General features: G+C 63.2%; 16 protein-coding genes. 9 read left to right on the top strand and 7 right to left on the bottom strand.

Annotated elements, in window-relative coordinates; all coding sequences use genetic code 11:
- Positions 1-47: 47 nt before the first annotated feature.
- The 3 genes from IE125_RS08890 to IE125_RS08880 all read right to left on the bottom strand — a co-directional run bounded on the left by IE125_RS08890 (position 48) and on the right by IE125_RS08880 (position 4,699).
- A complete protein-coding gene (locus IE125_RS08890) occupies positions 48-2,645 on the bottom strand; it encodes a TRAP transporter permease (protein ID WP_189444321.1) in 2,598 nt (865 codons plus the stop codon).
- A 204-nt stretch (positions 2,646-2,849) separates the two neighbouring features.
- Positions 2,850-3,821, bottom strand: a complete 972-nt coding sequence (locus tag IE125_RS08885) for a TAXI family TRAP transporter solute-binding subunit (protein ID WP_189444320.1) — start codon at positions 3,819-3,821, stop codon at positions 2,850-2,852.
- A 371-nt stretch (positions 3,822-4,192) separates the two neighbouring features.
- The gene (locus IE125_RS08880) at positions 4,193-4,699 is read right to left on the bottom strand and encodes a DUF192 domain-containing protein (protein WP_189444319.1); all 507 of its coding nucleotides are present in this window, start codon (positions 4,697-4,699) and stop codon (positions 4,193-4,195) included.
- Between the two features lie 224 nt (positions 4,700-4,923).
- On the opposite strand from IE125_RS08880, the gene IE125_RS08875 reads away from it, so the two are divergent.
- The 4 genes from IE125_RS08875 to IE125_RS08860 all read left to right on the top strand — a co-directional run bounded on the left by IE125_RS08875 (position 4,924) and on the right by IE125_RS08860 (position 8,443).
- Positions 4,924-5,793, top strand: coding sequence for a DMT family transporter (locus IE125_RS08875; protein ID WP_189444318.1), 870 nt, complete (start codon positions 4,924-4,926; stop codon positions 5,791-5,793).
- The gene (locus tag IE125_RS08870; protein WP_189444317.1) at positions 5,790-6,260 is read left to right on the top strand and encodes a GNAT family N-acetyltransferase; all 471 of its coding nucleotides are present in this window, start codon (positions 5,790-5,792) and stop codon (positions 6,258-6,260) included. Before IE125_RS08875 ends, IE125_RS08870 begins: the two co-directional genes overlap by 4 nt.
- A 96-nt stretch (positions 6,261-6,356) precedes the next feature.
- Entirely contained in the window at positions 6,357-6,857 is a 501-nt protein-coding gene (locus IE125_RS08865; protein ID WP_189444316.1) for a putative pterin-binding protein, read from the top strand.
- Between the two features lie 38 nt (positions 6,858-6,895).
- Positions 6,896-8,443, top strand: coding sequence for a GGDEF domain-containing protein (locus tag IE125_RS08860; protein ID WP_189444315.1), 1,548 nt, complete (start codon positions 6,896-6,898; stop codon positions 8,441-8,443).
- 30 nt (positions 8,444-8,473) lie between these two features.
- Here the strand turns inward: IE125_RS08860 and IE125_RS08855 are convergent, their stop codons facing one another.
- The gene (locus tag IE125_RS08855; RefSeq protein WP_189444314.1) at positions 8,474-9,283 is read right to left on the bottom strand and encodes an ABC transporter ATP-binding protein; all 810 of its coding nucleotides are present in this window, start codon (positions 9,281-9,283) and stop codon (positions 8,474-8,476) included.
- A 35-nt stretch (positions 9,284-9,318) separates the two neighbouring features.
- On the bottom strand, positions 9,319-11,286 hold the full coding sequence (locus tag IE125_RS08850) for a TonB-dependent receptor domain-containing protein (RefSeq protein WP_189444313.1): 1,968 nt from the start codon (positions 11,284-11,286) through the stop codon (positions 9,319-9,321).
- Between the two features lie 392 nt (positions 11,287-11,678).
- On the opposite strand from IE125_RS08850, the gene IE125_RS08845 reads away from it, so the two are divergent.
- The 4 genes from IE125_RS08845 to IE125_RS08830 all read left to right on the top strand — a co-directional run bounded on the left by IE125_RS08845 (position 11,679) and on the right by IE125_RS08830 (position 16,008).
- On the top strand, positions 11,679-12,614 hold the full coding sequence (locus IE125_RS08845) for a LysR family transcriptional regulator (RefSeq protein WP_189444312.1): 936 nt from the start codon (positions 11,679-11,681) through the stop codon (positions 12,612-12,614).
- 108 nt (positions 12,615-12,722) lie between these two features.
- Positions 12,723-12,941, top strand: a complete 219-nt coding sequence (locus IE125_RS08840) for a DUF1656 domain-containing protein (protein ID WP_189444311.1) — start codon at positions 12,723-12,725, stop codon at positions 12,939-12,941.
- On the top strand, positions 12,941-13,939 hold the full coding sequence (locus tag IE125_RS08835; protein ID WP_189444310.1) for an efflux RND transporter periplasmic adaptor subunit: 999 nt from the start codon (positions 12,941-12,943) through the stop codon (positions 13,937-13,939). Before IE125_RS08840 ends, IE125_RS08835 begins: the two co-directional genes overlap by 1 nt.
- Before the next feature lie 5 nt (positions 13,940-13,944).
- Complete coding sequence (locus tag IE125_RS08830) at positions 13,945-16,008, top strand: FUSC family protein (RefSeq protein WP_189444309.1); 2,064 nt, start codon at positions 13,945-13,947, stop codon at positions 16,006-16,008.
- Positions 16,009-16,096: 88 nt separating this feature from the next.
- Here the strand turns inward: IE125_RS08830 and IE125_RS08825 are convergent, their stop codons facing one another.
- Positions 16,097-17,392 carry a porin family protein gene (locus tag IE125_RS08825; protein ID WP_189444308.1) on the bottom strand — a complete coding sequence of 432 codons (1,296 nt, stop codon included), beginning with the start codon at positions 17,390-17,392 and terminating at the stop codon, positions 16,097-16,099.
- A 405-nt stretch (positions 17,393-17,797) separates the two neighbouring features.
- Between IE125_RS08825 and IE125_RS08820 the strand changes: the two genes are divergently transcribed.
- Positions 17,798-20,344 (top strand): membrane-bound PQQ-dependent dehydrogenase, glucose/quinate/shikimate family, encoded by a 2,547-nt coding sequence (locus IE125_RS08820; RefSeq protein ID WP_229809019.1) that lies wholly within the window; start codon positions 17,798-17,800, stop codon positions 20,342-20,344.
- Between the two features lie 250 nt (positions 20,345-20,594).
- Here the strand turns inward: IE125_RS08820 and IE125_RS08815 are convergent, their stop codons facing one another.
- Entirely contained in the window at positions 20,595-20,795 is a 201-nt protein-coding gene (locus IE125_RS08815) for a hypothetical protein (protein WP_189444307.1), read from the bottom strand.
- Positions 20,796-21,091: the final 296 nt, after the last annotated feature.

Below are 21,091 nucleotides of genomic sequence, written 5' to 3'. Positions count from 1 at the left end.
CGCCTTCGAAAAGGCGGCCGTCGGTCCGTCGAAAAGCGCAGGAGACGTCAGGCAGTCGCCATGCCTCGTGCCCTCTCCTTCGGCCCCCGACGCCGGCGCTGCAGCATGACCACAAGCCCGAACAGCACCAGCCCCGGAATCCACATCAGCTCCTTCGGTAGCTGATCGCGCGGTATGCGCACGCTCACGATCTGCTGATCGAAATCGAAGCCGAGCTTCTCCGCCTGACTGCCGAAGTCGGTCATGTCGACCAGCTGCTTGCCATCTTCCTGCATCAGATGCAGACCGAGACTCGAAAGCCGCTCGCTGCCGGTATCGCCTTCGGTCGCCGGTACCTGGACCACGAAGCTGGTCGGCGCGCCGTAGGCGTCGAGGCCGTCAACCCGGACCATCAGATGGTCGTCGGGCCCGATATCACCCAGCGCCTGCTCGAACTGCGCCGGTGGCACTTCCTCGTAAGGCGCATCGACCATATCCATCCAGAACCCGGGGCGGAACAGCGTGTACGCCACCAATAGCAGCAGCACGCTCTCGTACCAGCGGCTCTTGACCAGCATGAAGCCCTGGGTCGCTGCGGCGAAGATCAGCATCGCTGCGGTCGCCACGATGAAGATCACGATGCCGTGCAGCCAGTCGACATTGATCAACAGCAGGTCGGTGTTGAAGATGAATAGAAATGGCAGCGCAGCGGTGCGCAGGCTGTAATAGAACGCCTGGAACCCGGTGCGTATCGGGTCCGCCCCGGAGATCGCTGCCGCCGCAAACGAGGCGAGGCCGACAGGCGGCGTCACGTCGGCCATGATGCCGAAATAGAACACGAACAGGTGCACCGCGATCAGCGGTACGATCAGACCGTTCTGCTCACCGAGCTGGACGATGACCGGCGCCAGCAGCGCCGAGACCACGATGTAGTTGGCCGTGGTCGGCAGCCCCATGCCGAGAATCAGGCTGAGCACCCCGGTCAGCAGCAGCATCAGCAGCAGATTGCCCATCGACAGGACTTCGACCAGATCCGCGAGGACCAGACCGACGCCGGTCTGCGCCACCGCGCCGACGATGATGCCGGCCGTGGCCGTGGCGATCCCGATGCCGATCATGTTGCGGGCGCCGTCGATCAGCCCCTCCCACAGATCGATCACGCCACGCTTGAGGTCATCGGCGAAGTCGCTCTTCTGACGGAAGAAGGCATCGATCGGGCGCTGGGTCAGAATGATGAAGACCATGAAGGCCGTGGCCCAGAAGGCGGACAGGCCCGGCGAGAGCCGCTCGACCATCAGACACCACACCAGCACGATCACCGGCAGAATGTAGTGCAGCCCGACCATCACCGTCGGCTTGGTACGCGGTAGCTGGGTGATCTCCTGATTCGGATCATCCACCTCGAGCTCGGGATAGTTCGAGCCCAGCTTCAGTAGCAGCACGTAGATGGCGCCGACGCCGAGTGCAATGACCCAGGAAGCGGCATCGCCCAGCGCCGGCTTGAGCCAGCCGATGCCGTAGTAGACCGCCGCCGCCAGCACCATGACGCCGACCAGACCGGTCAGGAAGCCGATGATCTTGTTGAGCCACGGACGCGAAGGATTGCCGCTCGGCAGCCCTTTCATGCCCGCCTTCATCGCCTCCAGATGCACGATATAGAGCAGCGCGATATAGGAGATCACCGCCGGCACGAAGGCGTGCTTGATCACCTCGATATAGGGAATGCCGACATACTCGACCATCAGGAAGGCGGCGGCCCCCATGACCGGAGGCATGATCTGGCCGTTGACGGAGGAGGAGACCTCGACGGCGCCGGCCTTGGTCGCGCTGAAGCCAACACGCTTCATCATCGGAATGGTGAACGTGCCGGTGGTCACGGTATTGGCGATGGAGGAGCCGGAAATCAGTCCGGTCAGGCCGGAAGAGACCACGGCGGCCTTGGCGGGCCCGCCGCGATAGTGGCCGAGGAGCGAAAACGCCACCTTGATGAAGTAGTTGCCTGCACCCGCCTTGTCGAGCAGTGCGCCGAACAGCACGAACAGGAACACGAAGCTGGTCGAGACCCCCAGCGCGATACCGAAAACGCCCTGGGTCGTCAGCCACTGATGGTTGACCAGACCGGAAAAGCTCACGCCACGGTGAGCCAGAATGCCCGGCATGTAGGGGCCGGCCAGCGAGTAGATGAGAAAGATCAACGCGATGATGGTCAGCGGTGGACCGAGCGAACGACGGCACGCCTCGAGCAGCAGCACGATACCGATGACGCCGATGATCACGTCCTGCAGGATCGGAGCGCCGGGGCGGCTGGCGAGCTGATCGTAGAAAAAGTAGAGATAGGAGGCACAGAAGGCCGCGACGACGGCCATGATCCAGTCCTGGATCGGCATGCGGTCGCGCGGGGAGCGCTTCAGGGCGGGATAGGCCATGAACGCGAGAAATACGGCAAAAGCCAGATGGATCGAGCGCGCCTCGGTGGCGCTGAAGACACCAAAGCCGAAGACGAACGGCAGCGGCGACGCGATCCACAGCTGAAACAGTGACCAGATCGCGGCCACGCTCAGCAGAAGACGATGGGGAGCGCCGGTCAGCTTGCGCCCGCCGGTATCGGTCGCGGCAAGCTCGTCCAGCGTGGCCTGATCAGGCCCGGAGGTGTTGTTGTCGGTCATGGTCAGATCCTGACGTTGACAGCCGAAAGGTGAACTGCGGGCCTCACCGCCCAGCCCCCGCACGGCGACAATGCCGTGCAGCGGCTCGACGCAATGACGCGGCGACCGACTCGGCCGCCGCGCCCGTCAGCCGGCATCCGCGAGACGCTCTGCCGGCCTGGCCTTCAAAACAGTGGCTGCATGACAGCCAGCCCTGCTCTGTCCTTACAGCCAACCTTGCTCTTTGTAGTAACGCTTGGCGCCTTCATGCAGCGGCGCCGAGAGGCCTTCGCTGATCATGTCTTCCGGCTTCAGGTTGGCGAAGGCCGGGTGCAGACGCTTGAAGCGGTCGAAGTTGTCGAACACCGCTTTAACGGTCTGGTAGACGACTTCGTCCGGCACGTCGGCGGAGGTCACGAAGGTCGCGCGCACGCCGAAGGTCTGGACGTCGTCCGGGTTGCCTTCGTACATGCCACCCGGAATGGTCGACATGCTGTAGTACGGATACTTGTCGACCAGCCCCTTGACCACGTCATCGTCGAGCGGCACGAGGTTGGACTCGACGGTCGTGGTCGCTTCCTGAATCGCTCCATTGGGGTGTCCGACGACGTAGGCCATGGCGTCGATGTTGTTGTCCGCCAGCGCGGAAGCCATTTCGGCGGCGCCCAGTTCGGAAGCCAGCGAGAACACGCTGGTGTCCCAACCCTCGGCGTTCATCAGCACTTCCATAGTGGCACGCTGGCCCGAGCCCGGATTACCAATGTTGACGCGCTTGCCCTTCAGATCCTGGATCGAATGGATATCCGCATCCTTGCGTGCCAGCACGGTCAGCGGCTCGCCGTGCAGCGAGAACACCGAGCGCAGGTTCTCCATCGGCTGGTCGAACTGGGCTTCACCGTTGTAAGCGTTGTACTGGACGTCGGACTGCGCCACGCCCATGTTCAGCTCACCGGACTTGATGCCGTTGATGTTCGCCACGGAGCCACCGGTCGACGGCGCATTACAGCGAATGCCCGACTCCTCGGCACTGCGGTTGACCATTCGACAGACCGACTGCCCGACCACGTAGTAAACGCCGGTCTGGCCGCCGGTACCGATCGTGATGTATTGCGTGTCCTGTGCCGACGCCGGTGCCGAGAGCGTGGCTCCCATCAGCGCGGTGGAGAGGACGGCTGCGGTTAGTGCATGGCGTTTCATGCGGATACCTCGAATTTCCCGATTATTTTTTTGATCGGCCGAACCGATCGCGTGCCAGGCGTATGACCGGCGTGCATCGTAGGTGTGACGATTCATCGCACCCAGTCCACCCAACTCTATCGAAACCCTTGATCGCAATATAGCGTCGAGAGGCGGGTTCTTGACGGCGTGCCATCATATAGCGGGCCTGGCTGCCGAAAAACAGCAATATCGATGGTCTTGTCGCGCTACGAGCCGAGTATTGACCTTTTGGTCAGCGCCGAGGCGGCGCGGTTTGCGTCCGGCAACCCACATCCCGGCCATCGAGCCTTTCCGGCCGGCGCCGCTATCGGTATGAGGCATGCACGACGCGAATGGTTATCGCGCCGTCATCACGGCTGCCGACTCTCGAGCCAGGGCGCCAGTTCGATGCGATCGCCGACGCCGATGCCGTGCTCGTCAAAGTAGCCCGCGTTCGTCTCCAGCGCGGCGCGAAAGGCAGCGCCGGACGGATAGGCGGGGCATTCGCTCGGCGTGGTCGAGCGGCACGGCGCCATGGTCTTCAGCGAACGGATCACTCCCTGGTCGTCGACGAACGCGATATCGAGCGGAATCCGCGTCCGATACATCCAGTAGGCGCTGGATGCCGGTTGATCGGTCTCGTAGAGAAACAGCATACCGGCGTCGGCCGCCAGCCGGTCGCGTTCCATCAGCCCGCGGGAGCGCTCCTGCGCCGTTCGCGCAATCTCGACTTCCAGCACATGATCTCCGGCCACCGAAAGCCGCCCCTGTTCCAGCGGCGCGGCGGTCGCGCTACCGATGCCGGTCAGCAACGCGAACCACAGCGCGATACCACTGGCCCAAAGCTGTCGACAGCGATGATTGTTGCTCTTGGCCATTGCTTGTTCCTTTCCTTGAATTGCCTTGCCTTTTCCCAGGCACTTCTTGCCGGACTTCCCCTTTGCCTTGTCTCGAATGGCTACCAATTCTCGGCAGGTCCACCCTTGGCTCGGCGGCACGTCTGAGAAGTCGGACAACGCACGCCATTTTCGCTACTCTATCCTGCCCCGCCAGCAGCGGGGATACCATCAGCGCCACGCCATTGCCTGCAAAAGGATTGATCGTGCCCATCAAGGACCTGCTGATCGGCCTTGGCGTCATTGCCATCTGGGCGTTCAACATCATCGTGATCAAGCTCGGCATCGAGGATCTGCCGCCGCTGCTCGTCACCACGCTGCGTTTCATGCTGGTCGCGGCACTGATCGTGCCGTTCACGCGCATCACGCGAACCCAGCTTCCCTGGCTACTGATGCTGGCTGTGAGCTTCGGCGGGCTTCACTTTCCGCTGCTCTTCCTCGGCCTGCAGCGGGCCGAGGCCGGCACGGGCGCGCTGCTGGTGCAGATGGGCACGCCCTTCGCCACACTGCTTGCGGCGATCCTGCTGAAAGAGAAGCTCGGTCCGCGCCGCCTGTTCGGCCTGGTGCTGGCTTTCGGCGGCGTCGTGGTGCTCGCAGGCGGGCCCTCTCTGCCGCCGCCGGCCTCCACCGCCATGTTGCTGACCAGTGCCTTCTTCTGGGCCGTCTCCACGATGATCATCAAGCTCGCGCCGCCAATCGCCCCGTTGACCATGACCGGCTGGCTGTCGCTGTTCGCGATACCGCTGGTCGGGATCGGCAGCTGGCTGGTCGAGGACGATCAATGGCAGGCGATTCAGCACGCGGGCCTCGCCGGCTGGGGGGCGGTCGTCTACACCGCGGTCATGTCCTCGATCGCAGCCTACGGGCTCTGGTACTGGCTGCTGCAGAAGCATCCGGTCAGCCGGGTGGTGCCGTTGACGCTGCTGATGCCGCTGTTCGCGGTGATCCTCGGCGTCTGGCTGCTGGATGACCCGCTGGGTATCAACAAGGTGCTCGGCGGGCTGATGGTGATCGCCGGGCTCGCCGTGATCAATATCCGTTTTCGACGCCGTCACACCGAGGGGCAAACCTTATGAGTTCCATCGATAATTCGCTCGAAGCTGCCGTGATTCAGCCGATGCGGCTCGAGGATCACGCCGACTTCATCGACATGATGGCGCGCACGCCTGGGGTGGTCTTGCGCACCGCCGATGGTTTCGCCGCAACCGAACGCTATCTCGAGCGCAACCCCGGCATGAGCTTCGTCGCCCGACTTGACGGTGAGCCCGGCATCGTCGGCTGCGCCATGTCCGGGCATGACGGGCGCCGCGGCTATCTTCAGCATGTCATGGTCGACCCGCAACATCGCCACCTGGGGCTGGGCAAGTCGCTGGTCGAGCACTGTCTCGCCGCCCTGCTCGAGGCGGGGATCGAGAAAGTCCACCTCGATACGCTGGCCGACAACCATCAGGCACACCGATTCTGGGAACATCTCGGCTGGTCGAACCGCAATGCCGAGATCGTTCGGTTCTCGCGGGTTCTCGTTGCCGACGATAACGCCTGACGCTGATCGGTGTCATGATCGGGCGCTGGCGCCCGAAACGCTGCAGAAGCGGCGCCGACGGTCGATAGATAGCGCAGTGTGCCACCAGGAAAGCCCATGTCTCGATACCGCCTGATTCTCTGCGCCTGGCTGGGTCTGTGGTTCCCCGCCCTCGGCTGGGCTCAGTCGCCGCCCTATCCCGCGGACCTGTCGCTGCTGACGCTATTCGACACCCATGATCGGGTGATCGATACACTGACGCTTGCCGATCTCGAGGCACTGCCGGGCCACCAAGTGCGCGGACCGATCCCGGATAACGACTACCCGGAATCGACCTGGTATGGCGTGTCGATCCGCGCACTGCTGGAGCACGAACACCTGCTTCGCCCTCACTCGATGGTCGCCGCCGCGCTCAACGACTACAGCGAAACGATTCCCGACGCCGATCTGACGCGCTACGATCCGATCATCGCCTACCGGCGTGATGGCGATTTCATCCCATTCGGTGAGTACGGCCCGCTGATCGTGATGTATCCCTACGGCGAGCATCCCGAACTTCACACTCGCACCTACTACAACCGCACCGTATGGCAACTCAGCGAACTGCACCTGAAGTAGGTCGCGCCGGGCGCTACTCACCCCCTCGCGGATGGCTGGTGTGGCTGCTGATCCTGCTCGCCAGCACGATGATCGTGGTGGCGCTGTCCGGTCTTTACCTGATTTCCGAACGCAGCGATCAGTTCGATACGCCAGGGCGTCACACCGAGGTATGGCAGAGCTACAGCCTGCAACTGCAGCTTCGCGAGCTGCTCGAGACCGCGCAAGCACTCGAGCATGGCGAGGCCTCGCCGGCGCAGCTCAAGATCCGGCTCGGCACCGTGCGTACGGCGCTCGATCCACTGCTGCGCACCCGGGTATTCGACTACCTGGTCGAACCACGTCCGGATGCCATGCGTACCCTCGCTCGCCTCGACCGCCGAACGGCGGACTGGATGCAGCGCCTCGACTGGCGCGATCCGGTCAAGGCCGCCGAGATCGCGTCGCGCATGCGCAAGACCTTGCCCGACGAGATTCGCGCATCGCATGAGCTCATCGTCGCCTGCAACGTGGCTGTCGCGATTCAGCTCGACCGCGAACGGCAGTCGCTCAAGCAGACCTTTCACTGGCTGGGCGGCTTCCTTGCCCTGATCGCGACGGGCTGCCTCGTGCTGGCGCTGCGCATCCTCAGCGCTCAGCGCCGCTCCCGCCGGCTCGCCAGCGAACTGCACCGTCTCAACAGCTCTCTCGAGCGTCGCGTTCAGAGCCGCACTCGATTGCTGCACGAGCGAGAAACGCTGCTGCAGACGATTCTCGACTCCACGCCGAGCGAAGTGACGCTGATCAGCGCCGACCAGCGTCGTGTTTTCTACGTCAGCCATACGCTGCTCATGCAGTCCGGCGCCGGCCGTCAGGAAGCCTTCGATCTCTCGCGCCTGTTCGTCGATGCCGACGATTACCAACGTCTTCTGGCGAGGCTAGACCGTGGCGACACCGTGCAGCAGCTGGAGACCCGACTCTACCCGGCAGCGCCTTACTGGGCCCTGCTGACAGCCCGCCCGCTGCGCATTCACGGTCAGCCGGCCTGGCTGATCTGGAGCTTCGACATCACGCGGCGCAAGACCATGGAACAGAAGCTGCACCGGCTCGCCACCACAGATTCGCTCACCGGACTCTACAATCGCCGGGCGCTACTACGCGCGGCGATCCAGGCACTGCGCGAGGATCGTCGCGCACCGCTGAGCCTGCTGCTGCTCGATATCGATCATTTCAAACGCATCAACGACGCGCATGGTCACCCGATCGGTGACGACGTGCTGAAAACACTCGCTCGGCGCATGAGCTCGTGGCTGCGCGCGGGCACACTGATCGGGCGCATCGGCGGCGAGGAGTTTGCGATCGTCCTGCCCCATACACAGGCCGCGGAGGCCTTGGCGATCGCGGAGCGACTCAGGCAGGCAGTCGCGTCAGCGCCCGTTGCCTTGAGCGGACAGCTGACGCTGTCGATCACGCTGAGTATCGGCATCACCCAGCGTCAGGATGGCGACAGCCTGAGAACCCTGGTGCAGCGCGCGGATCATGCGCTCTACCGGGCCAAGGCCGAGGGCCGCAACCGCAGCCATCTCACAGAGGCACCACGACAGCCAGCAGCCGCGGCAGATATCTGAACCGGCCGGCCACCGCCGTCATCGCAAGCGTCAATCACGCCGAGACGAACTGCGGATGTCGACCAGCACGGGGCTTCCCGTGGCCGGATCTTCGATCAAGGTACACTCGACCCCGTAGAGTTCACGCACCAGGTCGGCCGTCACCACCTCGCGCGGCGCACCGGCCGCCACGATACGGCCGTCGCGCATCGCCACCAGATGATCGGCGAATCGACAGGCGCTCACCAGGTCGTGAACCACCATGGCCAGCGTCTTTCCCGCCGATGCCAGCGCCCGTATCAGTTCGAACACCTCAAGCTGATGCCCCAGGTCCAGGGCCGATGTCGGCTCGTCGAGCAGTAGCAGTGGCGTCTGCTGGGCGATGGCCATGGCGATCCACGCCCGCTGGCGCTGACCGCCCGACATCGCGTCCAGCGGCCGCTCTGCCAGTGCGTGCAGATCCGCCGCCGCAAGCGCGGCATCGACGACGCGCTGGTCCTCGGCGGACCACTGCTGGAACAGCCCCTGATGCGGCTGCCGCCCGAAACGAATCAGCTCGGCCACCGTCAACCCTTCCGGCGCCTGGGTCTCCTGCGGCAACAGCGCGAGCTTGCGCGCCAGCTCCCGCGCCGGCAGGCGATGAATCTCGGCGCCGTCGAGCAGCACGGCACCGCGATCCGGCGCGTGCAGCCGTGCCAGACTCGCCAGCAGGGTCGACTTGCCACAGCCGTTGGGCCCGACGATGGCAGTCACCTGCCCGGCCGGCAGCGCCAGGTCGAGATCATCGATGACACGCCGCCGACGCGCGCCGCGACCGTAGCTCAGCGACAGGCGCCGCGCGCAGAGCGGCGACGCCGGCACGCTGCAGGGTTCGATCTCGCGACGGGTGAGCGGGGTCAGATCTCCAGATCGATCGCGAGCCAGTAACGCCGACCTTCCTCGAGCAGGCTATAGGTGTCCATGTCGATATCGCGGTCGAAAACGTTGTAGACCCCGAAGAGCAGATTGGCCTGCGGCGCGATTCGCCAAGAGCCACCGGCATCGACGATGGTGTAGGAGGGGATGGCGTCGGTGGTACCGGAGCGCCCAGAGGAGACGTACTCTTCCTGATCACCGCGGAACGTCAGACGACTCCAGCCACTGAACCGGCCCGCCGGGTCCCAATCGAGAGTAGTGGCAAAAAGATGCTTTGGCAGCTGGGTCAGCTGCTCGCCTTCCGCTGCGCCGGACTCTTGCTCCGAATCGGTGTAGGTATAGGCGCCCTTGATCGACAATGTCTCGGTCAGCGGACTGCTCAGCGTCGCTTCGACGCCTTGGGTATAGGCCTCATCGATGTTGATACGCGTGGTCGGGCTGTTGCCGTAGCTGTTGGCCGGCTCCGAGGCGCAGGGGGCGCCAGCCGAAGTACACGGCACGCGGCTGATCTTGTCCTCGAAGTCGTTACGGAACAGCGTGATGGAGCCGTTGAGGTCGCTCTGGCGACCGTAGAGCAGGCCGATCTCCTTGGTGACCGAGGTCTCGGGTTCGAGATCCGGATTACCGTAGACGTTACCGCCGCGGCTGACGGCGCCCCACTCCGGCGAGAGATCCCGCACGCCGGGCGCCTTGTAGCCAGTGGAAACACCCCCTTTCAGCGTCCATAGCGGCGCCAGGTTCCAGACGCCGTAGAGACGCGGGCTGAAGTGCTCGCCGAACTCTTCGTTGTCATCCATGCGTACGCCGGCGGTGACCGAGAAGGTGTCGGTCAGGTAGTACTCGTCCTCGATGAACAGCGCGTACTGGTACATGTCCAGTTCGGTGAGATCGGAGATACGGTTGGTCGTCGTGTCTTCCAGGCTCTCCTTGGAGTAGCTGGCACCGAAGCTCAACGTGTTGGTGCTGAACGGCAGCACCATCTGACTCTTGGCCTCGAGGTTCTCGACCGAGATATCGCGGCTCTCGTTGTCGGTCGTCTCCTGCTGCACGTAGGTGGTAGAGGTTCCGAAGCCCCATTTCCCTTCGTGGCGCAACGAGTAGCGCCGAGTCTCGTATCGATTGGTGCTGTCTGCATTGCCCTCGGCCTCTTCGATGGTCTTGCCAACCGTCGTTGTGCGCTCCTGCTTGGTCTTGCCAGCTTCGAAAACGAAATCCTGATGCTCAGTGGCTTGCCACGTCATACGCGCGGTACCGTTGAGCAGTTCCTTGTCTTCGTAGCCGTCAACGAACTCGTCTTCCTGGCGCGTCGAGTAGCGACCGAATGCCTCGACACCCAGCACGTCCCGGATCAGCGGGCCGGTGGTATAGAACTCGGTCTGCTGTGAGTTCCCGGAATCACTGTGTTCCTGCAACGTGGCGCCGATACGCACATTGGCATGCCATTCCTCCTGGACATCACGCGTGATGATATTGATCACGCCGCCCATGGCATCGGCGCCGTAAAGCGTCGACATCGGGCCGCGGATGACCTCGATCCGCTCGATCGCATACAGCGGCGGAAGCCAGTCTTGTTCGAAGCCGGCACTGCCGTTGGGGCGCGTCTCTCTAGAGCTGATCGGCATGCCATCGACGAGGATCGTTGTGTATTCGGCCGGCATGCCACGAAAATTGATATCGCGGCCGGTATCACCGGGACCGCCACCAGTCACCAGCACGCCCGGCACATCGATGAGTGCATCGGTCACATCGCGATACTGGCGCTTGGCCAACTCCTCTCGCGTGACCACGCTGATCGAGGCCGGCGCGCTCGCGACCTGCTGCGCGTAGCCCGCGGCGGTAACCACCATCGGATCCAGCGCGACCTGGGCCTGCGCCGTCGTGGCCGCTGTCGTGCCCCCCATCATGGCGAGCGTGAGCGCCGATAGCCGCAGTGGCACTATCTGTTTCATGTCATTCCCCGATCCCGAGTATTAAATATGCAAGCAGTCCACGGCGTCGGTGACGCCTGCCTGCCCCTCTGGGCTTTAGCGACACCGCTTGATTATTTTTGAATGCGAATATCTATCATTTAGATTCTCTCATATTCTTCTGGTAATGTTTTGCGACGCAGCGTTGCGCGTTACGCAACGGCGTGGCGCTCCGGAATCACGACAAAAGCCTGACCAACCGCTGGCCGCCTGATGGCGCAACAGACAACCGCACTGCCAAACGATGCGCATCGGAAACTGAACGGCAGGAACGCACGACGGCGGCGCGAATGGAGAGCGCCAAGTGCAAAGGCAACGGCAAGGGTGCGGAGAGAGAACCAGGCGAGAACAAATCCGGGGGAGAAAATCAGGACATGTACGATCTGGAAGGGCTGGCAACGTTCGCGGCGGTCATGGAGTCACGCAGCCTGACGCTGAGCGCCCGCCGACTGGGGGTCGCCAAATCGACCTTGAGTCGGCGCATCGCGCATCTCGAGGCCGAGCTGGGGCAGCCGCTGCTGAGACGCCAGGCCAATCGACTGCTCCCGACGGAGGCCGGCGCCCTGTTCCTCGAACACGCCCGAGAAATGTTGCGTCTTGCCGAACAGAGCCGACTGGCACTGGATGACCTGCGCGCTGAGGTGCACGGCGAGCTGGTCATCAAGGTGCACCCGGTGCTGGCGCGCGGCTGGATGGCGCAACAGGCGGAGCGTTTTCTGGATCGCCATCCCCGCGCTCGTGTGGAGCTGCGCCTGCTGCAGACGCCACCCAACGCTCCCGACCTCAACGCCGTGCATCTGTGGGTCGGGGAAACCAACGAGTGCGGGCTGCGCCAGGATACGCTGGGGAGGCTGCGCCGCGGCGTCTATGCCCATCCCGATTACCTGCTGCGCCGCGGCACGCCGCACCACCCCCGAGATCTCGAGTATCATGCCTGGCTGGATCTCCTCGGTGACGCCGAGCGCGGCCTGGTGCTGTCACACCCCGATGAAAGCGACCATCCGTTGACGCCCGTCGGCTCGAGGCTGCGCGTCGATCAGCCCGTCCTGCATGCCGATGCCATCGTACGCGGGCAGGGCATCGGGCTGATCCCGCACTGGATGGCGCAGCGCCGTCAGCGGCACCATCCAGGGACGCTGGTGCAGTGCCTGGTCGGCTGGGAAGCCCCGCCGCTCCCGATCACGCTGCTCTACGCCTACGGACACCAGCCGCGCAAGGTCGGCGCGCTGCTCGAGCAGCTTCGCCACAATGCCCCTACCGCCTGGCGGGATCATCGCCCCGAGAAGGTCGAAAATCCCTTTTGCAGCTAGACTGTCTGGCATTGGCCGATGGCGTATTCACGGGCTGTCTGACAGCGAGTTGAATAGGATGCTAATATTATCGATCGGCTGAATCTCGACGCTGCCAACAGGAACGACATGGGTCTACAGGAAATCGCCGTTGGCGGTATCTTCATCAGTCCACTGCTGCTTTACGCCCTACTGGGATTCGTCACGACCGTCATCGTCCGCACCCTGCTGCACTGGCTCGTCGGCCAACGCGCGTTGTGGTACGAGGCGTGGTTCGACGTATCGCTGTTCGTCCTGATCACCAGCGGTATCACCTATCTACTTTCCGTCCTGCTCGAGAGTACTTGATGCGCAATTCGCTACGTATCCTCATGACCCTCGTCGTGGTCGCCATTGCCGTTGCTGCCGGCCTGTGGCTCTGGAACTACTATCTCTTCACGCCCTGGACCCGCGACGCTCGCGTTCGCGCGGAGGTGGTGACCATCGCGCCGGATGTCTCTGGATGGGTGCGCTCGCTCAACGTCCACGACACCGATCGGGTCGAGCAGGGTTCCTCGCTCTTCGAGATCGATCCATCGCGCTATCAGGCGGCGCTGGACAAGGCCAAGGCGACGGTGGCCAATCGCGAAGCGACGCTCAAGCTGCGCCAGGCGGAGGCCGCCAGACGCAGCCGGCTGAGTGACCGTTCGATCAGCACCGAAGATCGCCAGATCGCGCAGATCAACAGCGAAGTGGCGGCGGCCAATCTGGCCCAGGCCAAGGCCGACCTGGAGAGCGCGCAGCTCGACCTACAGCGCACGCAGGTGGTGGCACCGGTCAGCGGCCATGTGCTCAACCTGCAGCTGGCTGCCGGCAACTACGTGAGCCGCGGCACACCGGTGATGGCCCTGGTGCAGTCCAACTCCTACTACGTGATGGGCTATTTCGAGGAGACCAAGATGTCGTCCATCGATGTCGGCGACCCGGCCGAGGTGATTCTGATGAATGGCGACACCCACCTTCAGGGCCACGTGGCCGGCATCGGGCGCGGCATCGCGGACACCAACACCAGCCTCAACAATCAGCTGCTGCCCCAGGTGCAGCCGACCTTCAACTGGGTGCGTCTGGCGCAGCGCATTCCCGTGCGCATCACGCTCGACGAGGTACCGGACGAGACGCTTCTGAGTTCGGGCATGACGGCGACGGTCAGGATCCAGTCGCCCGATGGCGATCACCCGGCTTCACGCCCTTCGGCGCCGGCGAGCACGACCACGCCGGCCAGCGTGCCGGAAGATCGCCGCCCGACCGAGCAGGCGCAGTTGCCTGACGCCATCCCGGCCGAGAACGCCGTCGACGATTCGCCCTGATCGCCATGCATCCACTTGTCCAGACTTACCTGACACCCAGCTCGACGGCGGTCAAGTTCGCCATCAAGACGACGCTGGCGATGATGGTGGCACTCTATCTGGCGCTCTGGTTCAACCTCGACCGCCCTTATTGGGCGCTGATCTCGGCGGCGTTCCTGCAGATTCGGCCGATGAGCGGCATGGTCATCGAGAAAGGCATCTGTCAGATCAGCGGCACGCTGATCGGCGCCCTCGCGGGGATCACCATCATGGCGCTGTTCGCGCAGGCCCGCGTCCCTGCGCTGATCATGCTGACCGGCTGGATCATGCTCTGTACCTACGTCGGCTCTCTGTGGCGCAACAACTATACCTACGGCTGCCTGATGGGCGCGGTCACCGCGATGCTGATCGTGGTGATCTCCAACGGCAGCACGCCGGGCGGCATTTTCAATATTGCCATCGCGAGACTGTCGGAACTGGGTCTCGGCGCCATCTGCGCGACGCTGGTCAGCTCGCTTCTGTGGCCCTCCCGCGTCGGCGATCATCTGGCGACCCAGGCCGACAACGTCATCAATCAAGCCTTCGAGAACGCCGCGCTTCGTCTCGAAGCCAGCGACGATATTCCGGCCATGCAGAAGGCGCTGCGCGGCAGTCTCGGCCCGCTGACGATGCTGGAAACCGACAGCCAGGCCGCGCGTTTCGAGGGGCCGGAAGGCCCCGGTCGCATCCGTGCCACCCACGTGCTGACGCGCCGCACGCTGCGTTTCCTGGCCAATCTGCAGGCGCTGCATCAGCTGCTTCACGACCATGCCGACAAGCTCTCCCCTCGCAGCGCCGAGACCGCCGCCAGGGTCGCCGAAGGGTTTCGTGACGCCGAACACGTCAAGGGCGTGCCCAAGGCGCGTCAGCAACTCCAGGCGCTGAGGCACCGGGTCCACGAGAGCGACGAGGAGGGCATGGCGCCGCTGGATCGACGCGTCAGGCTGGGGCTGCGCGAGGTCGTCGGCCATGCCATGGTGATGCTCGATGCGCGCGAGGCCATCGCCTCCCCCGGCACCCACACGCTGCGCTCGACCTCGCTGGCGTGGCATCGGGACCATCTCGCCGCCGGTATCAACGCGGTGCGCTCCGGCTTGGTCTTCAGCACGCTGGCCACGTTCTGGATACTCACCGCCTGGAATAGCGCGATGGTGGCGATGCTGCTGGGTACGCTGTTCTCGGCGTTCTTCGCCACCCGCGACAATCCGGTGGCCATCACCATGATGTTCTACAAGGGCATGCTTGCCGCCATTGTCAGTGCCTTCCTCTTCGGTCATGTGCTTCTCTCGCAAGCGAATGGCTTCCCGATGCTGGCCATGCTCGTGGGGACGCCGCTCTTCCTCGGCCTGCTGGGCGCGACCAATCCCGCCACACTGGGATACTGCCTGGGGTTCGCGATTTTCAACATCCTGTTGATCATGCCCGGCAACAACATGGACTTTTCATTCGATAGCTTCGCCAATCGCGCCGTGGCGGTGGTGATCGGCCTGAGCTGCGTGGCGATGGGCTTCCGGCTGTTACCGGGGCTGGGGACCCGCCTGCGAAGGCGGCGTCTCATCCGCGCCATCTCGACGGACATTCATCAGCTACGCCGTCGCTCGATCGCCGATGCCGAGGCACGCTTCAGTGGCCACATGGCGGACCGTATCCTGCAGCTGGCTCAGCACGATGACATGCTGCCGCAGGATCAGCGCCACCTGTTCATTCTCGGCCTGACCGGACTCGATCTCGGTCTCGCGATTCTGCGCCTGCGCGGCCGTCTGGACGAGGCACCGCATCCGGCGATTCGACGCGCCCACCGCCAGCTGCTTCGCGCGCTGGCCGAGGGCTTCGACGAAAGCGCCAACGGACGCCAACCCAAGGGCATTCACGCAGCCGGCCAGCGTCTGGAGGCGGCCGTCGCCGAGCATGGCGACGTACCGGCCGATCGCCGTGTGCTGCTGGAGGGGCTGATCGAGCGCCTCGAGCTGGCGCTCGAGCGGCTCGGGCGAATCATGTCGGAACGTCCGCACATCAAGCCGGACCACAAACCGGACCCCGCGCCCGCCTGACGGACGTTCGGGCCTTCCAGAACGACAACACCCCGCCGAGGCTAACCTCGACGGGGTGTTGTCGTTACCGGGCTCAAGACCCAACGGATCAGTAGGTGATCCCGAAGTGGCTCTGCACGCTGGTGTGCCAGCCATCGTCGACCGGCGAGCCGAAGTAGTTCAGACCGTTCTTGTTGGTAACGATGTCGAACCACGCATAATAGCGCCCGGCGGTGATCTTCATGCCCAGATCGTTGAGCATCGGATCATCCATGTCGCCGAACCCGCCATTGATTGCCGAGTAGTCATCCGACGGATCGATGTAGCTGAAGTCGTTGTAGAAGTAGAGGTTATCCACCACGCCCCAGTCGACGTTCATGCTGTAGGCCAGACTCGCGGAGTACATCTGCCCTTCCGCCGGAATCAGATAGTTGAATCCGAAGGCGCCGATCTGAACAACGTTGTCCGAAATATCGGAGACCGTCTCGTCCGGATTCTTGGCGTTGAACTCGTAGGTCGTGGCCTGGAGCTGAGTCGTCCAGTTGCCATAGTTGCCGTTCATGCCCAGCGCCACGGCCCAGCTGTCGCCATCTTTCTGGGTATTGTTGTTATAGAGCTGGCCACCCTTGGCGGAGAGGTTGACCTCGGTGGTGTAATCCGAGCCCTGACCGAAGGTATAGGCGGCACGTGCGGCGACCTGATTCTCCTCGGTGTTGCCCTGGGCACTGCTGCCGATGGCGTTGGCACCGTAGTGCTCGTTGCCATCGCCAAGCTGGTCGCTCTTGAAGAAGGCGAGCGAGGTATCCCAGGCGCCCTGGCTGTGGTCCCACTTGATGCCGGCGTTCTGGTTATCGTTGAAACCCGCCAGATATGGCAGCGTGCCGTACCAGCCGAGATAGCCGTAATCCATGTTGCCGAACGGCGTCTGCACCAGACCCAGCTGGACGTTGTCGTCGTCGCTGAACTGATAGCCGGCCCAGGCGTGATGCAGAAAGCGATAGCCGTCGTAGAAACGATACTGGAACGAATAGGAGAGCGGACCTTCGCCGCCGTCCATGCCGATGATGAACTTGCCGAAGTTCATGTCACCGGTGGTGTCCTTGCTGGTTTCATTCCAGTCGTTGAACGTATAAGCCAGCTCGACCGCACCGCTGAATTGCGGCGTACCGACGTTATCCAGCAGCGAGCGATTCTGTTCAGCCATCTCGCGTGTCTGCGTATTTTCGGCCTGCTGGCTCGCCTTCTGCTCGGCGAGTTCCTGCTGGAGCTGTTGCACCTGCTGCTGCAGTGCGTCGAGTCGACGCTGGATCGCATCGCTGTCCTGGGTGGTCTGCGCGAGTACCGAAGGCGCGCACGCCATCAGGCCCACGGCGATGCCGAGAGTCTTGTAGGTATTGAAAGCCACGTTGTCGTTCCCTTGTCGTATTCGGTACGGCCTCTGGCGGGCCGACGAGAAGCACTGATGCGCACCGTGATGGGTCGCATCTATTGGCATGATTGAGTTGCTTCGCCTTTTACCGTAACAAATCTGTTACCCACCTGGAACCTGGGTTGGACAATGGGCACCCGCCGTGAAAAGCCAGATCTTATCGTGGGTTAACGCCGTGACGGCCTCGTCAGCATGCCGTACCATGACTACGCTTGAAGTATGCGTCATGTTGTCGCAGACCAGAATTCTCATCGATCGGACTGCCACAAATCACGCTGACGCCAACGCCAACAACTGGACGTCGCCGTCATAACAGAGCATCCACCGTGACGAGGCACGCGAGCGGTGGACATTGGATCAGTTCATTCAAGGGAGAGTGCAGTGGCCACTTCGACTTCTTCCGGAGGCGCTGGCGGCATCATCGCCAGGCTCGTCGGGATCATCGTCGCGCTCGTCGGTCTGGCTTTGGGAGCCGGCGGCGCCTACCTCGCGATACTGGGGGGTTCCTGGTATTACCTCATCGCCGGTATCGTCATGCTGGTATCGGGCGTTCAACTCATGCGGGCGAAAATGTCCGGCGCGTGGCTGTTCGGTCTCGTGTTCATCGGCACGTTGCTGTGGGCGGCATGGGAGTCCGGGCTCAATTACTGGCGCTGGATCCCGCGACTGGACGTCGTGCTGATCCTTGCCATTCTGGTGGCTCTCGTTACGCCGGCGCTGCGCGGCGGACCGTCCAAGAAAGCCGGCTTCTCGGTCGCGGGCGTGCTGATTCTCGGACTGGTCGTTGCCGGTGCTCTGGCATTCGTGCCGGGCCGTGGTTATCAGCAGTTCGCCGACGTACCCGCGCTGGCGGATCAATCCTTGGCAACCGACGTCGGCAACGCGCAGCCGGCCGACACACCCGACAATGGCGACTGGACCGCTTACGGGCGCGATTCCGCCGCGACGCGCTACTCGCCGCTGGACCAGATCACGCCCGACAACGTCGGTGATCTGCAGGTTGCCTGGCAGTACCGCACCGGTGATCTTCTCGATCATCGCTGGGGGGCTGAAACGACACCGCTGAAAGTCGGCGACAACGTCTTTCTCTGCACGTCGCGCAACATTCTCATCTCGCTCAATGCCGCGACGGGGGAAGAGAACTGGCGATACGACCCGCAGGTCTCCGAGGATGCCATTCCCTATACTGCCGCCTGCCGAGGCGTAACCTATTACGAAGTGCCTCAGACCCCTGACGATCAGCAGTCAGAGGATGTCGCCACTGCCGATCAGACCCCGGCTGCTGCCAATGACGCCTCGTCTCCGGCCACATCGGAAGGCGGCGCACCCGGTCAGCCGGCGGTTGCGGCTACCGACGATGACCAGAGCTGCCAGACACGCATCATCTCCGGCACACTCGATGGTCGTCTGATCGAGGTCGATGCCGCGACGGGCGAACCCTGCACCGGCTTCGGCGACAACGGCCAGGTCGATATCAAGCGCAACATGGGTGAAACCCCGCCCGGATATGTGTCGATCAATTCCGCACCGGTCGTGGTACGCAATGTCCTGATCACGGGCCACCAGGTGCTCGACGGTCAGCGCCGTTATCCGCCGTCCGGCGTGATCAAGGGCTACGACGTGCGCACCGGAGAGCTGCTGTGGGCCTGGGACGCAGGGCGCCCGGATCAGAGCGAACCGCTGACGGGAGACGAGACCTACGTTCGCGGCTCGCCCAACATGTGGACCACCGCCGTCGGTGACAGCAAGCTCGGCCTGGTTTACCTGCCCATGGCCAATAGCGCCGCCGACTACTGGAGCAGCTCGCGTACCCCGGAAGAGAACGAATGGGCGAGTTCGCTTATCGCGCTCAATGTCGAGACGGGCCTCCCGGAATGGCACTTCCAGACGGCGCACAAGGACGTCTGGGATTACGACCCCGGTTCTCAGCCGACGCTGATCGATTTCCCGACTGACAACGGCAAGGTGCCGGCCGTGGTCATGCCGACCAAGCAGGGCGAGATCTACGTCTTCAATCGCGAAACCGGCGAACTGCTGGGCGGTGGCGCCGAGGAGCGACCGGTCCCGCAAGGCGGTGCCGAGCCGGATCAGCGCAGCAAGACGCAGCCCTACTCGAACTATGCGACGCTGCGCCAGCCCGAGATCGACGAGAAGGACATGTGGGGCATGTCGCCGTTCGATCAGCTGTTCTGCCGCATTCAGTATCATCAGGCGGACTGGCGCGGCATGTACACGCCGCCGACTGCCGAACAGCCGTGGATTCAGTACACCGGCTACAACGGCGGCTCGGACTGGGGTAGCGTCGCGATCGATCCGCGCCGTGGCGTCATCATCGCCAACTACAACGACATGCCCAACTACAACGAGCTGGTGCCGCGCGATGTCGCCAACAAGCTGGGTTGGGTGCCGCGCGAGGAACAGACCTCCGACAGCGGGGGCGCCGAGGGCGCCGGTGATCCTCAGGCCAACACGCCCTACGCAATCAACGTCAACGCGGGCTGGCGCGTGCCGTATACCGGTATGCTGTGCAAGCAGCCCCCCTATGGCCATATCCGCGCCATCGAACTGGCGAGTGGTGACACGCTGTGGGATCGTCCGCTCGGTACCGCGCGCGCCAACGGCCCGTGGGGCATTCGCTCGGGCTTACCGATCGATATCGGCACGCCCAACAATGGCGGCTCGGTCGTCACCGCCGGCGGCCTGATCTTCATTGCGGCAGCCACCGACGACCTGATTCGCGCGATCGATATCGACAGCGGTGAAACGGTCTGGCAGGCCGCGCTTCCGGCTGGCGGTCAGGCCAACCCGATGGTCTACGAGGCGAATGGCCGTCAATACCTGGTCATCGTCGCCACCGGCCACCACTTCATGGAGACACCGACGGGGGATTACGTGATCGCTTACGCGCTGCCGCAAGGCGATAGCTGAGGCGACCGTGAGAAGCTTGCGCGCATGACTGAACGCGCGCAGGCTCCCGAGACTCAACGGCGATGCCAACCGGCATCGCCGTTTTTCGTTGTGACCATCGACGCGAACCCTCTCGCAAACGTCGTCAACAAGATGGCTATTTGTCTATTCATCAGCAACTAAGGTCTAATGTTGAATGGAAAGACATAAAAAAACCTGGCCCATTAAGGACCAGGTTTGCCGTCTATCCGGTGGCTGGAACTAGCGCAGATTAATTCTGGGCGTCTTCCGCCTTGTCCTGGATGTCATCGCCGGCGTCTTCCATCGCCTGGCCAGCATCGTCGACGGCATTATCGACCGACTCGCCCGCTTTTTCCGCAGGACCATCGTCGTTATCGCAGGCAGCGATACCAAAAGCCATCATGCCTAGCATCATGGCAATACCCAGTTTTTTCAGTAGATCGGATCGCATAATCTCTCCTTGAATGGCTCCGTTTACCCACTGAAAACATAGACGGAATCTGCGCGACTATCCACCACCGAATCGCCCTTCCCTACTATCTGCCATATCTTCGACAATGTGCTTTCGAGTGTCGTCGATTGGCGTCATTTCAGCCATATGGGCCGTGTTCAACCTTATCTCCCCAATGCCATTCAGGGGGTGCTGGCCGCCGAATTGCAGCCTTGTTCGCAAAAATCCCCGACTCGGTTTGACGAGACCGGAGAGGCGGAGGTCATCGAAGGCGTGTAGGCGACGTTGAGGTCTCA

The organism is Salinicola rhizosphaerae, from assembly GCF_014652715.1.
Lineage (GTDB): Bacteria > Pseudomonadota > Gammaproteobacteria > Pseudomonadales > Halomonadaceae > Salinicola > Salinicola rhizosphaerae.
This window is presented reverse-complemented; position numbering and strand designations above follow the sequence as displayed.

What these genes read in the sequence shown, in the direction of transcription:
- IE125_RS08865 (WP_189444316.1), top strand. Translation starts at nt 6,357, where the DNA reads ATGTCTCGATACCGCCTGATTCTCTGCGCCTGGCTGGGTCTGTGGTTC.
- IE125_RS08830 (WP_189444309.1), top strand. Translation starts at nt 13,945, where the DNA reads ATGCATCCACTTGTCCAGACTTACCTGACACCCAGCTCGACGGCGGTC.
- IE125_RS08885 (WP_189444320.1), bottom strand. Translation starts at nt 3,821, where the DNA reads ATGAAACGCCATGCACTAACCGCAGCCGTCCTCTCCACCGCGCTGATG.
- IE125_RS08840 (WP_189444311.1), top strand. Translation starts at nt 12,723, where the DNA reads ATGGGTCTACAGGAAATCGCCGTTGGCGGTATCTTCATCAGTCCACTG.
- IE125_RS08850 (WP_189444313.1), bottom strand. Translation starts at nt 11,286, where the DNA reads ATGAAACAGATAGTGCCACTGCGGCTATCGGCGCTCACGCTCGCCATG.
- IE125_RS08870 (WP_189444317.1), top strand. Translation starts at nt 5,790, where the DNA reads ATGAGTTCCATCGATAATTCGCTCGAAGCTGCCGTGATTCAGCCGATG.
- IE125_RS08835 (WP_189444310.1), top strand. Translation starts at nt 12,941, where the DNA reads ATGCGCAATTCGCTACGTATCCTCATGACCCTCGTCGTGGTCGCCATT.
- IE125_RS08890 (WP_189444321.1), bottom strand. Translation starts at nt 2,645, where the DNA reads ATGACCGACAACAACACCTCCGGGCCTGATCAGGCCACGCTGGACGAG.
- IE125_RS08845 (WP_189444312.1), top strand. Translation starts at nt 11,679, where the DNA reads ATGTACGATCTGGAAGGGCTGGCAACGTTCGCGGCGGTCATGGAGTCA.
- IE125_RS08815 (WP_189444307.1), bottom strand. Translation starts at nt 20,795, where the DNA reads ATGCGATCCGATCTACTGAAAAAACTGGGTATTGCCATGATGCTAGGC.
- IE125_RS08880 (WP_189444319.1), bottom strand. Translation starts at nt 4,699, where the DNA reads ATGGCCAAGAGCAACAATCATCGCTGTCGACAGCTTTGGGCCAGTGGT.